This is a genomic window from Allobosea sp. Root381, assembly GCF_001429395.1.
GTDB lineage: Bacteria > Pseudomonadota > Alphaproteobacteria > Rhizobiales > Beijerinckiaceae > Allobosea.
Genome location: NZ_LMJT01000012.1, coordinates 325,944 through 341,160, shown reverse-complemented (window position 1 = coordinate 341,160; position 15,217 = coordinate 325,944). Strand labels below are relative to the sequence as shown.

9 protein-coding genes are annotated in these 15,217 nt (G+C 69.4%); 3 read left to right on the top strand and 6 right to left on the bottom strand.

Annotation, left to right across the window (positions count from 1 at the left end):
* The first annotated feature begins 62 nt into the window (after positions 1 to 62).
* Positions 63 to 743 carry a nitroreductase gene (locus ASE63_RS13060; protein WP_056801588.1) on the top strand — a complete coding sequence of 227 codons (681 nt, stop codon included), beginning with the start codon at positions 63 to 65 and terminating at the stop codon, positions 741 to 743.
* Positions 744 to 917: 174 nt separating this feature from the next.
* Here the strand turns inward: ASE63_RS13060 and ASE63_RS13055 are convergent, their stop codons facing one another.
* Both ASE63_RS13055 and ASE63_RS13050 read right to left on the bottom strand, forming a co-directional pair.
* Positions 918 to 1,877 (bottom strand): DUF808 domain-containing protein, encoded by a 960-nt coding sequence (locus ASE63_RS13055; protein ID WP_056801581.1) that lies wholly within the window; start codon positions 1,875 to 1,877, stop codon positions 918 to 920.
* A gap of 101 nt (positions 1,878 to 1,978) precedes the next feature.
* On the bottom strand, positions 1,979 to 4,060 hold the full coding sequence (locus ASE63_RS13050; protein WP_056801789.1) for a 3-hydroxyacyl-CoA dehydrogenase NAD-binding domain-containing protein: 2,082 nt from the start codon (positions 4,058 to 4,060) through the stop codon (positions 1,979 to 1,981).
* A gap of 251 nt (positions 4,061 to 4,311) precedes the next feature.
* Between ASE63_RS13050 and ASE63_RS13045 the strand changes: the two genes are divergently transcribed.
* On the top strand, positions 4,312 to 5,055 hold the full coding sequence (locus ASE63_RS13045) for an enoyl-CoA hydratase-related protein (RefSeq protein ID WP_056801579.1): 744 nt from the start codon (positions 4,312 to 4,314) through the stop codon (positions 5,053 to 5,055).
* A gap of 31 nt (positions 5,056 to 5,086) precedes the next feature.
* Here ASE63_RS13045 and ASE63_RS13040 read toward each other — a convergent pair whose 3' ends face one another.
* The 4 genes from ASE63_RS13040 to ASE63_RS13025 form a co-directional block, all read right to left on the bottom strand.
* Positions 5,087 to 6,592, bottom strand: a complete 1,506-nt coding sequence (locus tag ASE63_RS13040) for a tripartite tricarboxylate transporter permease (RefSeq protein ID WP_056801787.1) — start codon at positions 6,590 to 6,592, stop codon at positions 5,087 to 5,089.
* A gap of 8 nt (positions 6,593 to 6,600) precedes the next feature.
* Positions 6,601 to 7,092 carry a tripartite tricarboxylate transporter TctB family protein gene (locus ASE63_RS13035; protein WP_056801577.1) on the bottom strand — a complete coding sequence of 164 codons (492 nt, stop codon included), beginning with the start codon at positions 7,090 to 7,092 and terminating at the stop codon, positions 6,601 to 6,603.
* A gap of 82 nt (positions 7,093 to 7,174) precedes the next feature.
* Positions 7,175 to 8,170 carry a tripartite tricarboxylate transporter substrate binding protein gene (locus ASE63_RS13030; protein ID WP_056801576.1) on the bottom strand — a complete coding sequence of 332 codons (996 nt, stop codon included), beginning with the start codon at positions 8,168 to 8,170 and terminating at the stop codon, positions 7,175 to 7,177.
* 122 nt (positions 8,171 to 8,292) lie between these two features.
* Entirely contained in the window at positions 8,293 to 9,708 is a 1,416-nt protein-coding gene (locus ASE63_RS13025) for a serine protease (protein WP_056801573.1), read from the bottom strand.
* Between the two features lie 258 nt (positions 9,709 to 9,966).
* On the opposite strand from ASE63_RS13025, the gene ASE63_RS13020 reads away from it, so the two are divergent.
* Positions 9,967 to 15,216 (top strand): MG2 domain-containing protein, encoded by a 5,250-nt coding sequence (locus ASE63_RS13020; protein WP_056801571.1) that lies wholly within the window; start codon positions 9,967 to 9,969, stop codon positions 15,214 to 15,216.
* Position 15,217: the final 1 nt, after the last annotated feature.

The window sequence follows — 15,217 nt, the reverse complement described above, 5'->3', positions numbered from 1 at the left end:
CCGCGCAGCGGCGCCGCTCCGGTTCGCTGCGACCGGAATGGCGTTGACAGGACAAAGGCCGAATGACCAACGCCCATGCCGTCGAGCACGCGATCACATCCCGCCGCGCCATCCGCGCCTTTCTGCCGGATCCGGTCGATCCGGCGCTCATCCGCCGGCTGATCGAGGTCGCCGCCCAGGCTCCGAGCGGCACCAACATGCAGCCCTGGAAACTCCGGGTGATCGGCCCACAGACGCGCGAGCGGCTGGAGCATGCCTTGATCGCAGCGCTGGATTCGCCCGAGCTGCCGACGGAGGAGGAATACCGATACTACCCGCAGACCTTCCGCGAGCCCTATCTGTCGCGGCGCCGCAAGGTCGGCTGGGATCTCTACGGCCTGCTCGGCGTGACGAAAGGCGACACCGCAGGGATGAAGCGGCAGACCGCCGCAAACCTGCGCTTCTTCGGCGCTCCCGTCGCGCTCATGCTCACCGTCGACCGCGATCTGGAGATCGGCTCCTGGCTCGATCTCGGCATGTTCGTGCAGAGTCTGCTGGTGGCCGCGCAGGGCAACGGCCTGCAATCCTGCCCGCAGGCGATCTTCGCGCGCTACCATCCAGTGGTGCGGCGCGAGCTCGCTATTCCCGAAGACGAGGTGGTGGTCTGCGGCATCGCTATCGGCCGCGCCGACCCCGACGCGCCCCAGAACGGGCTCGTGCCCGAGCGCGAGCCGGTGGAGAACTTCACCACCTGGCTCGACTGAACAGGCTTCGGCGAGTTCCCTTGATCCTCGGAAACGCGCCGTCATCCCGGCCGTAGCGAAGCGGAGCGCCGGTATCCATGGCAGGGTTCCGAAGCCCTCCGATGGATCCCGGATCTGCGCCGCTGCGCGGCTTGTCCGGGATGACGCGGCGTGTCCGGACGATATCCGGAAAAGTCAGCGGCGGTGCATGCTCTTCAGCACCGGCTCGACCAGATAATGCATCGCGACGATAGCGATGCCGCCGACAACCAGCCCGAAAACGGCCGAAAGGACCGCTCCGGTCAGCCATTCGATCGCTCCGCCCAGCGTCGGCAGCGCGTTGCCAGCGGCAGCGGCAATCGCATGACTGGCATGGCCGATCGCGGTAAGCCCGAACACCTCCAGCCCATGGATGATGATGCCGCCGCCGACCCAGAGCATCGCCGCCGTGCCGACGGCGCCGAGCGCCGTCAGGAAGTGCGGCATGCCGATGACGAGCCCGCGCCCAAGCAAGCGCACGGGCGCGAAGCGCTGCCGCGCCAGTGCCACGCCGGCATCGTCCGCCTTCACGATCAGTGCGACCGCGCCATAGACGACCGCGGTGATGCCGATGCCGACCACCGCCAGAACCACGGCCTGCATCCAGAAGGACGCGTCCGCCACGGTCGAGAGCGTAATTGCCATGATCTCGGCCGAGAGGATGAAATCGGTCTTGATTGCCCCGGCGATCTTCTGCTCCTCGAGCAGCTTCGGGTCGAGCGCGGCCTGCCCGGCCTCCGCCGGTGTCGCGGTGGCATGGGGCATAACGAGTTCGAGAATCTTCTCGGCGCCCTCGAAACAGAGATAGACACCGCCAGCCATCAGCAGCGGCGTGATCAGCCAGGGCGCGAAGAGGGCCAGGATCAGCGCACCCGGCAGCAGGAAGAGCAGCTTGTTGCGGAGCGAGCCGACGGCGATGCGCCAGATGATCGGCAATTCGCGCGACGCCGCAAAGCCGACGGCATAGCGCGGTGTCACCGCGGCGTCGTCGATGACGATGCCGGCGGCCTTGGTGCCGGCCTTGGTGGCCTGCGCCACGACATCGTCCACCGAGGCGGCCGCGACCTTGGCGATGCCGGCGACATCGTCGAGCAGCGCGAACAATCCAGAGGCCACGGCCGATTCTCCGAAGCCGCGTTGCGGCGCTGCAGCGAAGCTATGCCGGGTCGCAGCGACGTGACAATGGCGCCGGTGAGGACGGCTACGCCGGGCTAGCTTCAGGCGGCCTTCGCCTTCAGATCGGCGAACCCCTTGCCCTCCGCCGCGAGCTTCCTGAGCAAAGGCGCCGGTTCGAGCGACCTGTCGCCCGTCTCCGCCGCCTGCGCTTCGAGCCGCCGGGCGATGACATCGAGCCCGACCGTATCAGCCCAATGCATCGGCCCGCCGCGCCAGGCCGGCCAGTTGTAGCCATTGAGCCAGATCACATCGATGTCGCCCGGACGGGCCGCGATCCCCTCCTCCAGGATGCGAGCGCCCTCGTTGACCATTGGATCGAGCAGCCGCGACAGGATCTCCTCGGTCGTAAAGCTGCGCCGCGTCACGCCCTGCTCCTGCGAGATCCGGCCGATCAGCGCCTCGACCTCCGGGTCGCGCTGCCCGGTGCGGGCACCCTCGGGATAAAGGAAATAGCCGCGCCCGGTCTTCTGGCCGAACCAGCCGGCCTCGCAGATTGCATCGGCCACGGCCGCGGTCTTGCCGCGTGATTTGCGCGAGCGCCAGCCGATGTCGTTGCCGGCAAGATCGGCCATCGCGCAGGGGCCCATCTTGAAGCCGAAGCCGGTCAGCGCCGTATCGACCTCATGCGGCAGAGCGCCCGCGACCAGCAGCCGCTCGGTTGCCCGCGTGCGCGCCTCCAGCATGCGGTTGCCGACGAAGCCGAAGCCGTTGCCGACCACGACCGGCACCTTCCCGAGCCTGCGCCCGAGCGCCACCGCCGTGACCACGGCATCGTCGGCGACACCGTCCGGCCGCACCACCTCGAGCAGCTTCATGACGTTGGCCGGGCTGAAGAAATGCATGCCCAGCACATCCTGCGGCCGCGTCGTGGCGGCGGCGATGGTCGGGATGTCGAGATAGGAGGTGTTGCTGGCCAGGATGGCACCGGGCTTCGCGACGGCGTCGAGTTCGGAGAAGATCTGCTGCTTGACGCTCATCTCCTCGAAGGCAGCCTCGATCACGATGTCGGCCTCGGCAGCAGCGGCGAGCCCGACCGCAGGCGTGATCAGCGCCAGGCGTTCGTCGCGCTTCTGCGGCGTCAGCGAGCCTCGCGTCACCGACATCTCGTAGATCGCCGCGATGCGGTTCATGCCGTTGTCGACCTGCGCCTGCTGCTGCTCGATCAGCGTCACCGGGATGCCGGCATTGGCGAAGCTCATCGCGATGCCGCCGCCCATCGTGCCGGCGCCGATCACGGCCGCGCGCGAGACCAGTCGCGGCTTCACCTCGCTGCCGATGCCGGGAATGCGGGCGATCTCGCGCTCGGCGAAGAAGACGTGCCGGAGCGCCTTCGAACGCGGATCGGCGACCAGCGCGGTGAACAAGGCGCGCTCCTTCGCAAGCCCCTCAGTGAAGGGCAGGGAGTGGGCCGCGCGCACCGCCTCGATCAGCGCCATCGCATTCGGCATGTCGCCGGATTTTTTTGTGGCGTCAGCCGCCAACACCTCGAACGCTTCGCGATCGGCCGCCGTCAGGCGGTCCGTCCTGTCGCGGAGGCGCGCCGGCGCCCCCTTCGCCGCCAGGGCTCGTGCATAAGCGACCGCCGCGGCCACGACATCGCCAGCCGTCACCTCGTCGACGATGCCGAGTTCCAGCGCCTTGCCAGCCGCGACCGGCTCGCCGGAGAGGATCATCGGAAAGGCCTTCGCGGCACCGATCAGGCGCGGCAGGCGCTGCGTGCCGCCGGCGCCGGGGATCAGGCCGAGCTTGATCTCGGGCAAGCCGAGCACCGCCGCAGCGGAGGCCACTCGGCCATGGCAGGCGAGCGCCACCTCAAGCCCGCCGCCCAGCGCCGCGCCCTGGATCGCCGCGACGACCGGCTTCGGGCACGACTCGATGGCGTCGATCAAGTCCGGCAGGAGAGGCGGCACCGGCGGCTTGCCGAATTCGCCGATGTCGGCGCCGGCGATGAAGGCCCGCCCGGTCGCGGCGATGACGATGGCCGAAACAGCCGGATCGGCGCCCGCCTCCGCAATGGTCCGGGCGAGATCGGTGCGCAGGGCCTGGCCGAGCGCATTGACCGGAGGATTGTCGATCGTCGCGATCGCAACCTCGCCATGACGGGCGAGCCGCACGGTCTCCATCGGCGCATATCCCTGCTTTGCCGGCGCCATCGGCCCGGTCGATTTCGGGCCAAGGAGGAAGGCCCCGGACCAGTCTTTGTCAAGCCGGAGCCCACGACGGGAACGGCCCCGCAGGGCGCCGCCGCTGCCGCTTGACCCCCGCGGAAGCACCATGCCAAGCCTGCGGAGAGGACAGGCTCGAGCCCCGATCGGCGCCGCGGCAAGGCTGCGACGAACGGACGACCAAAGGCCGCAGGGACAGGGAAACGCCGATGACCGCTGCCATTCTGACCGAGGCCGTCGCGCCCGGCGTCACCCAGATCACGATGAACCGCCCCGAGCGCAAGAATGCGCTCGACCAGGCCAGCTATCGCGGCCTGATCGCGGCCTTCGCCGCCGCCGAGGCCGATGCGCAGACCCGCGCCATCGTCGTCACCGGGACCGGCGGCTGCTTCACCAGCGGCAACGACATCCGCGACTTCGCGACCTCGGCGCTTGAGGGAGCCCGCGTCGCCATGGACTTCCTGACGACGATCTCGACGGCGACGAAGCCCATCGTCGCGGCGGTCGAGGGTTTCGCGGTCGGCATCGGCACGACGATGCTGCTGCATTGCGACCTCGCCTATGCCGGCGAGGGCTCGACCTTCCGCATGCCCTTCGCTGCACTCGGGCTCTGCCCGGAAGGCGCGTCGAGCTATCTGCTGCCGCTCGCCGCGGGCTCCAAGCGGGCCTCCGAACTGCTGATGCTGGCGGAGGCCTTCGGGTCCGAGATCGCGCGGGAAGCCGGATTGCTCAACGGCGTGGTCGCCCAGGGCGCCGCGCTTGGGACAGCCCTCGACAAGGCGAAGGCTCTGGCCGCCCTGCCCCCGCAATCGATCGCGCTCACGAAGCAATTGCTGAAGCGCGGCCAAGCCGCCGCCATCGCCGACGCGATCGCGACCGAGGCGCGGCATTTCGACGAGCGCCTGCGCTCCGACGAAGCGCAGGCGGCCTTCGCCGCGTTCCTCAAGCGCTGAGGCGCCCGGGAACGCCGCGACGCGCTTCCCGTCAGGCAGTGACCACCCGGCGGCCCCGCAATTTCTGCAGGCCCCAGGAGAACACCGGCCAGAGCAGAGCGGCGAAGGTCATCGCGGCGAGCACGCTCGCCACCGGCCGGCTGAAGAAGGGCACGAGCGAGCCGTCCGACTTGATCAGCGAGGTCACGAAGTTCTGCTCCACCATCGTGCCCATGACGATACCCAGCACCATCGCCGCGACCGGATAGCCGTTCTTCTCCATCAGGAAGCCGACGACGCCGAAGACCATGACACACCAGACCGCGAAGAGGTTGTTGCCCGCCGTAGCGAAGCCGCCGACCGCGCAGAAGACCAGAATGAGCGGCATCACCGCGGAGCGCGGGGCTCGGACCATCCGGCTCGACAGCCGGATCGCGACGATGCCCAGCGGGATCATGATCAGGTTGGCGATGACGAAGATGATGTAGAGGGCGTACATGCTCGACGCCTGCTCGGTGAACAGCGCCGGGCCCGGGTTCAGGCCCTTCATGTAGAGCACGCCGATCGCGATGGCGGTGATGGTGTCGCCGGGAATGGCGAAGAGCAGTGCGGGCACCCAGCTCGAGGCCAGCGAGGCATTGTTGGAGGCGCCGGCCTCGATCAACCCTTCGGGATGGCCGGTACCGAACTTCTCGGGCGTCTTGGAGAAGCGCTTGGAGATGGCATAGCTGGCCCAGGCCGCCATGTCGGCGCCGACGCCCGGCAGCACGCCGACGAGGATGCCGGTGACGTTGCCGCGCGCCTGCTGCTTCGGATATTTCTTGGTGAGAGCCCACTGGCCCGCGAGGATCGAGCCGAGGCGGCGATCCTCCATCTTCGGCGGCTCGCGTTCGGTGAGGGCGCGCATCACCTCCGAAAGGGCGAAGACACCGATCAGCGCCGGGATCGGCTCGATGCCGCCGAGCAGATCGGTGGAGCCGAGGGTGAAGCGCGCCACGCCGCCCGGATTGTTGATGCCGATGCAGGTGATCAGCAGCCCCAGCAGCATCGCCGCGATCGCCTTGATCGGCGAGGAGCGCGCCACGAGCGTCGCGCACATCAGGCCCAGCATCGCCAGCCAGAAATTCTCATAGGTCGAGAAGGAGAGCGCCATCTCGGCCAGCGCCGGGGCAATCAGCGTCACGGCGAAGGTGCCGAAGATGCCGCCGAGCGCCGAAAACCAAAGGCAGATGCCGAGCGCGGTCTCCGCCTGCCCCTTCCGGGTCATCTGATAGGCGTCGTCCGTATAGGCGGCCGATGCGGGCGTGCCCGGAATGCGCAGGAGGCAGCCCGGGATGTCGCCCGCGAAGATCGCCATGGCGGACGCGGTGATGATCGTGGCGATCGCGGCGATCGGCGACAGATAGAAGGTGATCGGCACGAGCAGCGCCACCGCCATGGTGGCGGTGAGGCCGGGAATCGCCCCGACCGTCAACCCATAGATGGCGGAAGCCGCGATGGCGATCAGCACATCGGTCTGGAAGACGAGGCCGAAGGCCTGGAGGAGGTCGCTCATGATCGGTGCGCTCACCAGGGAAAGGGCAGCAGGCCACCCGGCAGGGGCACGCGCAGCAGCTTGAGGAAGATGAAGTTGATCACGAAGGGCCCGACGATGGCGACCGGCACGGCGAGCTTGAGCCGGGCGCCGAAGGCCAGGGCGCCGACCAGCACGATGATCGCCGACGTCAGCAGGAAGCCGAGCGGCTCGGAAACGAGCGCATAGAAGATCATCAGCGCCGGCGGCAGCAGCGCCAGCCAGTTCCGCCAGGCCGGCAGCGGCTCCAGCAACTCGGGCGCCGAATGGCTCGCGACATCGGCCTCGGCCACCTCCTCGAAATGCCGGCCGACGCCCATGGCGATCAGGACGCCGCAGAGGACGAGCCCACCGCCGACCACCATTGGAAAGGCGGAGGGGCCGACCTGCTGACCCGGCACTGGCGGCAATTGCGAGCCATAGAAGAAAGCCATCGCACCGAGAGTCGCTATCGCTCCACCGGTCATGCGGTCGGACAGTTGCATTTCGGCAACCTCCTTCTTTGTCGAGAGATCAAAAAAACGACGCCGGAGAGCAAGGCTTCTCCGGCGTCCATGGATGGCTAAATCAGCTCTTGGCGAGACCGCCGGCCTTCATGAAAGCGCCCATCGACTTGTCGCTTCCGGCCATGAAGGTGGCGAAGCCGTCGGCGTCGGCATACTTCATCGAAAGGCCGCGCGACTCCATGAAGTCTTTGTACTCCTTGGATTCGTAGACCTTCTTCAACTCGCCTGCGAGCAGGCTCGCGATGTCGGCGGGCAACCCCTTCGGGCCGCCGATGCCGCGCCAGGAGCCGAGCGTGAAATCGATGTTCAGGCTCTCCTTCAGCGTCGGCACGTCCTTGAACTGCGGATTGCGGGCCTCGGCCATGATGGCGAGCGACTTCGCCTTGCCGGCATCGATCATGGCCCGCGCTTCCGGCACCGAGCAGGTGACGAGGTCGACGCCGCCGGCGGCGAGGTCCTGCATTCCCGGTGCGGCGCCGTTGGATGGCACCCAGGCGACATGGTCTGGCTTCAGGCCCATAGCCTGCAGCCAGCCGATCAGCGCCAGATGCCAGATGCCGCCCTGCCCCGTGCCGGACGCCTTGAACTTGCCGGGAGGCGCCGCCTTGATCGCGTCGGCCAGCGCCTTGATGTCCTTGTAGGGCGAATCGAACTTCACCTGCACGCCCGGCGGGTCATCGTTCATCAGGGCGAGCGGGGTGTAGTCCGCATAGGTCAGCTTGGTCAGCCCCTGGTGGTGCATCATCGCGATTTCGGAGGTGATGATGCCGAGCGTGTAGCCGTCCGCCGCCGCTGTCGCGATCGCGGAATGGCCGACCACGCCGGAACCGCCGGTGCGGTTCACCACGGCGAAGGGCTGTCCGAGGTTCTTCTCGAGGACCGCCGCGATGATGCGGACCACCGCATCCGTGCCGCCACCCGCGCCCCAGGGGCAGACCAGCGTCACCGGCCGGGAAGGATACTTTGCCTGCGCAATCGCCGGATTGGCGATCAAACCTACCGCGCCGGCCGCAGCCGCTCCCGCGAGCACACTACGCCTGCTGATTCTGTCGTTCATCTGCTCTCTCTCCCTAAATCGATTTAGTTATCGAGCGCTCCTCGTCGATGACGGGGCCCTCTTTGAAGACGGCGTATCTGAACCGATTGTCGCCGCAGTGACAACTGCTCTTTGTACGATTTCTACAGGCCGCAGTTCACCGGAAGCACCGACGCGGAAATCTTTTCGACGACGGCGCCCGTGCTGAGCTCGACTCCGGAAACCGCTGCGGCAGGCGCCCCCGCCGCTCCGGCACGTGGCAGAAGGCCGCCCAAAACCGATCCCCCGGCCACCGCATAGGCCCGCTGCGGCGCGACCCCGGCGACGAGCACCTTGTCGGACGGATTGTCGGTGACGATGCCGGCAAGCCGGCCCTGGCGATCGAATACGGGACTGCCGGCCTGTCCCGGCTGCAGCGGCGCGAAGACCGCCGCCTTCTCGCCGATTCGCACACCCTGCCCCGACAGGGCGACGGCGGCGCGCCGGCCGCCCTCCGCGCCGAAGGCAAGCAGCACAAGGCTCTCGCCCGCAGCCGGCGGCTCGGCGCGCGGCGCGATCGCCGTCAGGGCCGGCCCGCCTTCGAGATCGAGCAGGACGAGCCCGCCTTCGCCCGGCCCGCGAGCATTGGCATTGCGGCCACCGACTTGCAGCGAGCGACAGTTCTCGACAGCCGGAGCCGCCGTCACAACCACCCTCTCCCCAACCACCAGCGCGACGCCGTAGCGTTCGGTCACCCGCACGGGAGTCGCCGTGGTAGGCACCGCGACCGGAGCCGATGCGACGGCGGAGGGGGCTGACATCGCCCCGGTCGGGAACGGATCGAAGCTCGCCGCAATCGCGATCACCAGCTTGTCGACGCTCGGCGCCAGCGCCTTGTCGTAGCCGATCGAGAAGCCGCGCAGCCCTTCCGGCCCGGCCGCCAGCCGGCGGTAGAACTTGCCGGTCGGCGTCTCGCCGGTGACCACGAAGAAGTCGGGCCGTAGCAGCTTGTAGGTAATCTTGCGGCCGGGATTGTTCGGCGTCGGCGCCGTCGCCTTCTCGAACACGGCCTCGAGCGTCTCGCCCGGCGGCGTCGCCGAGGTGTCGAGCGTGATCTTCTCGTCCCCGCTCTGCCAGCGGCTGCCCGAGGGCGCGAGGTCGCGCTTCGGCAGGATACGCTCCGGAACGCCGATGCGCGCCCCGGTCTTCTCGTCTGCTATCAGCCGGAAGCCGGCCGCGGTCCGCGCCGCCTCGGCCGATTGCGCCAGCGCCCTGCGCTCCGCCGGGTTCAGCGTGCCGTCCGGCGCCCCCTTCAGCCCGGCCTTCAGCGCGTTGATGGCGCGGAAGGTCAGCGGCCCGTAGGATCCGCTGACGGCGCCGTTGAAATGCCCGGCCCAGATCAGGTCGGCCTGGATCGCCTTGCGCTCCGCCTCCGGCAGGCTGTCGAAGCTCGTCTGGGCCGCAGCCATCTGCGGATTGGGAGCCTGCGCACCCGCGGCCGAGGCCCCGAGCAATGCGAGCGCCAGTGCGGCGGCGCGAAGCCCCTCGCTTCGCAGATTGCGGAAACCGTCGCGCGGCATGAAATTCGTTCTCCAAGGCAGGCAAGGCGGCGCGCATTGAGCGACAGAACGGGGCGCACCGCAACCGCGGGATGCCGACGGGCCGATCGCCGCGGAATATCGGTAGCCATACCCGCCGAGCCGGATGGGACGACCTGCGTTCGCATGACTTGAACGCCTGCGGCGCAGTGATAGCCTGCCGGCCCCGTCTCGCGCCGTCATCGGCCTGAAGCCTCGCTCGGCGAGGCTGGCGAACCGGCCCGACGTAGAGGAACGACGATGACCCTGCTCGCCCCCTTCGCGCTCCTCCTCGGGCTTGTCCTCGCGGCCCATCCGGCGCTCGCCCAGAAGGCCTATATCCGCAACGACCTCGCCGCCGACGGGCAGAGGCTGGAGGAGCGTCTGAAGCGGGAAGTCACGGCCGGCGCCCGTTCCGCCGCCGATCTGGTGCGGACCGGCGAGGCGGCGCTCTCGCGCGGTGATGCCCGCGCCGCCCTGCCCCAGGCCAATGCAGCCGTCGTCGCCGAGCCCGGCAACGCCGCCGCCTGGCGCCTGATGGCGCGCGCCGCCAACGCGATCGAGCCGCGCGACTATCGCGAGCGCTGGGAATTGCGCGAGCGCGCGATCAGCGCCGCTTATCTCGCCTATCAGCGCTCCGCCGGCCGCAACGACGAGGCGAATTCGCTCGGCGTCCTCGCCCGCCTGTTCGAGCGCCACGAGCTCTGGCGCCCGGCGCTGACGACCTATCGGCTGAGCCTCGACCTCGTCGACAACGCCTCGCTGCGCACCGCCTATGAAGCGCTTCGCGAGCAGCGCGGCTTCCGGCTGACCGGCAACAAGGTCGATGCCGACGCAGCGTCGCCGCGTGCCTGCTTCCAGTTCTCCGAGCCGCTCGCCCGCGGCCGCGTCGATTTCGCCCCTTACGTCGCCGTCTCCGGCGGCAAGGGTGACTTCGCCGTCAGCGCCGAGGACCGCCAGATCTGCGTCGACGGACTGCGCCATGGTGAGCGCTACGCCTTCGTCATCCGCCAGGGCGTGCCCTCGGCCATTCCCGACGAGCAGCTGCTGAAATCGGCCGATTACGAGGTCTATGTCCGCGACCGCACGCCCTCCGTGCGCTTCACCGGCAAGAACTACGTCCTGCCGCGCACCGGCCAGCAGGGTGTCCCGGTCGTCTCGGTCAACAGCGACCGCCTCGACCTCGAGGTGATGCGGATCGGCGACCGCAACCTGATCAACTCCGTCCATTCCGACGATTTCCTCGGCCAGCTCGGCTCCTGGTCGGCGAGCCGGATCTCCGCCGACAAGGGCCAGAGCGTCTGGACCGGCTCGATGGAGGTGAAGTCCGAGCTCAACAAGGATGTCGTCACCGCCTTCCCGGTGCTCGAGGCCGTGGGCTCGCTCAAGCCCGGCGTCTATGTGATGTTCGCCAAGCCGAGCGGGGGGCCAGCCGCGCCCACCTCCGACGGCGATGGCGACTATGACGACGGCACCACCCGCGCGACGCAGTGGTTCGTCGTCTCCGACCTCGGCCTGACCTCCTTCTCGGGGCCGGACGGCGTGCATGTGCTGGTGCGCTCGCTCGCCAGCGCCGCCCCCGTCGCCAACGCCGAGCTGCGCCTGATCGCCCGCAACAACGAGGTCCTGGCGACCATCCGTTCCGACGCCAACGGCTATGCCCGCTTCGATGCCGGCCTGGCGAAGGGCCAGGGCGGCAATGCGCCGGGCCTCGTCACCGCGGCGCTGGCCGAGGATTACGGCTTCCTCGACCTGAAGCAGACGGCGTTCGATCTCTCGGATCGCGGCGTCAAGGGGCGCGTCGCGCCCGCCGGGCTCGACGCCTATCTCTACACCGAGCGCGGCGTCTATCGCTCCGGCGAGACGGTCTACCTCACCGGCCTGCTGCGCGATGCACGCGGCACCGCGGTGACCGGGTTAGCCCTGACGCTGGTCGTCAAGCGCCCCGACGGCGTCGAGTATCGCCGCCGCCAGGTCGAGGACCAGGGCGCCGGTGGCCGCGCCCATTCGATCCCGCTGCTGCCCGGCGCCGCAACCGGCACCTGGCGCGTGCAGGCCTATGCCGATCCGAAGGGCCCGGCGATCGGCGAGGTTTCCTTCCTCGTCGAGGACTATGTCCCCGAGCGCCTCGAGCTGACGCTGACGCCGAAGGCGCCGGTGCTGCAGGCCGGCGAGCCTGCCGAGATCGACGTCGCCGCGCGCTATCTCTACGGCGCGCCGGGCTCCGCGCTCGACGTCACGGGCTCGATGACGATCCGCGCCGCCGGCCAGTCCGCGATTCCCGGCTTCGCCGGCTACCAGGTCGGCCTCACCGACGAGGCCTTCGAGGCGGTGCAGTCGGAGTTCGAGGAGAGCGCCGTCACCGACGCCGCCGGCAAGGTCACGGTGACCAACCCGGTCGCGCAGCCCGAGACCAACCGCCCGCTCGAAGCCGAGCTGACGATCCGCGTCGGCGAGCCCGGCGGGCGCGCCATCGCCCGCTCCGTTACCCTGCCGATCGTGCCGAAGGGCGCCGCCATCGGCGTCAGGAAGGCGTTCAAGGACGGCGAGCTCGGCAACGGCCAGACCGCGAATTTCGAGGTCATCATGGCCAATGGCGACGGCCGGCGCCTCGCCCGGCCGGGCGTGAAATGGACGCTCTCCAAGGTCACCCGCAACTACCAGTGGTTCTTCCAGGACGGTCGCTGGAACTATGAGGGCGTCAAGTCCACCCGCCGCGTCGCCGATGGCGAGATCGCGGTGACCGAAGGCGCCCCGGCCCGCATCGCCTCCCAGGTCGAATGGGGCAATTACCGTCTCGACGTCGCCGCCGACGGCCCGGACGCGACCGAGACCTCGGTGTCGTTCAGCGTCGGCTACGAGGCCGACAAGACCGCCGATACGCCGGACGTGCTCGACGTCGCCCTCGACAAGGCTGCCTATGCCGATGGCGAGAGCCTGCAGGTCCGCCTCAACCCGCGCTTCGCCGGCAAGGCGACGCTGGCCGTCGTCACCGACCGCGTCGCCGACATCCGCACCATCGACATCGCGCCCGGCGGCATCAGCACCAGCATCCCGGTCAAGGCCGAATGGGGCGCCGGCGCCTATCTCGTCGTGCTCGCCCATCGCCCGATGGACGCCGCCGCCCAGCGCCTTCCCGGCCGCGCCATCGGCCTGTCCTGGTTCCAGATCGGCAAGGAGGCCCGCACGCTGTCGCTCGACCTCGGCGCGCCGAACCTGGTGCGGCCGCTCTCGACGCTGTCTCTCCCGGTCAAGGTCACCGGCGCCAGCGCCGGCGAGGAGGCCTATGTCACGGTCGCGGCCGTCGATGTCGGCATCCTCAACCTGACCCGCTTCGAAAGCCCCGATCCGAGCAAATTCTTCTTCGGCCAGCGCCAGATCGGCCATGATCTGCGGGACCTCTACGGCTACCTGATCGACGGCATGCAAGGCGTGCGCGGCGCGATCCGGACGGGCGGCGACGCCGCGCCCGCGCTCGAGGGCGAGAAGCCGACGCAGGAGCCGGTCGCGCGCTATTCCGGCGTGGTCAAGGTCGGCGCGGACGGCGTCGCGAAGGTCGAATTCGACGTGCCGGCCTTCAACGGCTCGCTGCGGGTCATGGCCGTCGCCTGGTCGGCTGGGCGCACCGGGCAGGCCAGCGCCGACGTGATCGTCCGCGACCAGATCGTGGCGCAGGCGACGCTGCCGCGCTTCCTCGCCATCGGCGACCAGTCGCGCTTCCACCTCCAGATCGACAATGTCGAGGGCCCGGCAGGCCCCTATGTCGTCGATCTCGACGTGCGTGGCCCCGTGCTCGTCGCGGCCGACGCCACGCGCCGCACCATCCAGCTCGCCGCCGGCGCCAAGAGCCAGATCACGATCCCCGTGACCGCAGCCGGCCTCGGCCGCGCCGAGTTCGACGTGCGGGTGACCGGCCCGGGCGGGATCGGCACCGTGCAGAACCTCGCCGTCAGGGTGCAGCCCTCGGCGGCGACCATCGCCCGGCGTATCGTCCGGCCGCTGCCCGGCAATGGCGGCGCCATCACCGTCTCGTCGGACCTTATGGCCGACCTCGTGCCGAATTCGGGGCAGGTCTCCGTCTCGGTCTCGCCGCTGGCCTCGCTCGACGTCCCGGCGCTGCTCAAGGCGCTCGACCGCTACCCCTATGGCTGCACCGAGCAGACGGTCAGCCGCGCCCTGCCGCTGCTCCATGTCAACCGCCTCGCCTCGCTGGAGCAGCTCGCCATCGACGGCAATGCCGACGAGCGCGTGCAGAACGCCATCGACCGCGTGCTGACGCGCCAGGGTGCCAACGGCTCCTTCGGCCTGTGGAGCGTCGGCGGCGACGACCTCTGGCTCGACGCCTTCACCACCGACTTCCTGACCCGGGCGCGCGAGCGCCAGTTCGCCGTGCCGCAAACCGCCTTCAACCTGGCGCTCGACCGGCTGCGCAACCAGGTCGTCAACACCGGCGAGATCGCCAGGGAGGAGGCCGCCGGCATCGCCTATGCGCTTTATGTGCTGGCCCGCAACGGCCGGCCGGTGATGGGCGATCTGCGCTATCTCGCCGACAACAAGCTGGCGAGCTTCGCAACCCCGATGGCGCGCGCCCAGATCGGTGCCGCGCTCTCGGCGCTGGGCGATCGCGGCCGCGGCCGGGCCGCCTTCACCAGCGCACTGGCCGGCCTGCAGGAGGCCCGCGACGACGGCCTCTCCCGGCCGGACTACGGCACCCGCCTGCGCGACGGCGCCGCCGTCCTCGCGCTGATCGCCGAATCCTCCGGCGAGCGCGCCGACCTCTCCCGTGCCGCCGCGATCCTCGACAACGTCCGCAACAGTGCCCGCTACACCTCGACCCAGGAGCAGATGTGGATGGTACTGGCGGCGCAGGCCATGGCGAAGGACGCCGAGGGCATGGCGCTGACGGTGGACGGCACCGAGCGCAAAGGGCCGTTCTACCGGACGATCTCCGCCGAGGCGCTGGACGCCAGGCCGCTGACCGTCGCCAACCCGGCCGCGGCCTCGGCCCAGGCTGTGATCACCGTCTCCGGCATCCCGACCGGCCCGGAGCCCGCGCTGAACCAGGGCTTCGGCCTCGACCGCGTCATCTACACGATGAAGGGCGAGCGGGCCGATCCCGCGCGCCTGCGCCAGAACGAGCGCTATGTCGTGGCGCTCACGGTGACCGAATCCGCCAGCAATTTCGGCCGGCTGCTGCTGGTCGATCCGGTCCCCGCCGGGCTGGAGATCGAGAACGCCAACCTGACCGAGGGCGCCTCGGTCGCAGGCCTCGACTGGCTGAAGCAGGAGGTCTACCCGGTCCATACCGAGGCGCGCGACGACCGCTATGTCGCCGCCTTCGAGCGTTCCGGCGGCACCAACCAGAAGCTGGTCTACACGGTCGCCTATATCGCCCGCGCCGTCTCGCCGGGACGCTATGTTTCGCCCGCCGCCGTGATCGAGGACATGTACCGGCCGGACCGCTTCGGCCGCACCGCCTTCGGCACGGTGGATATTTCGTCAGCGCGGTGAA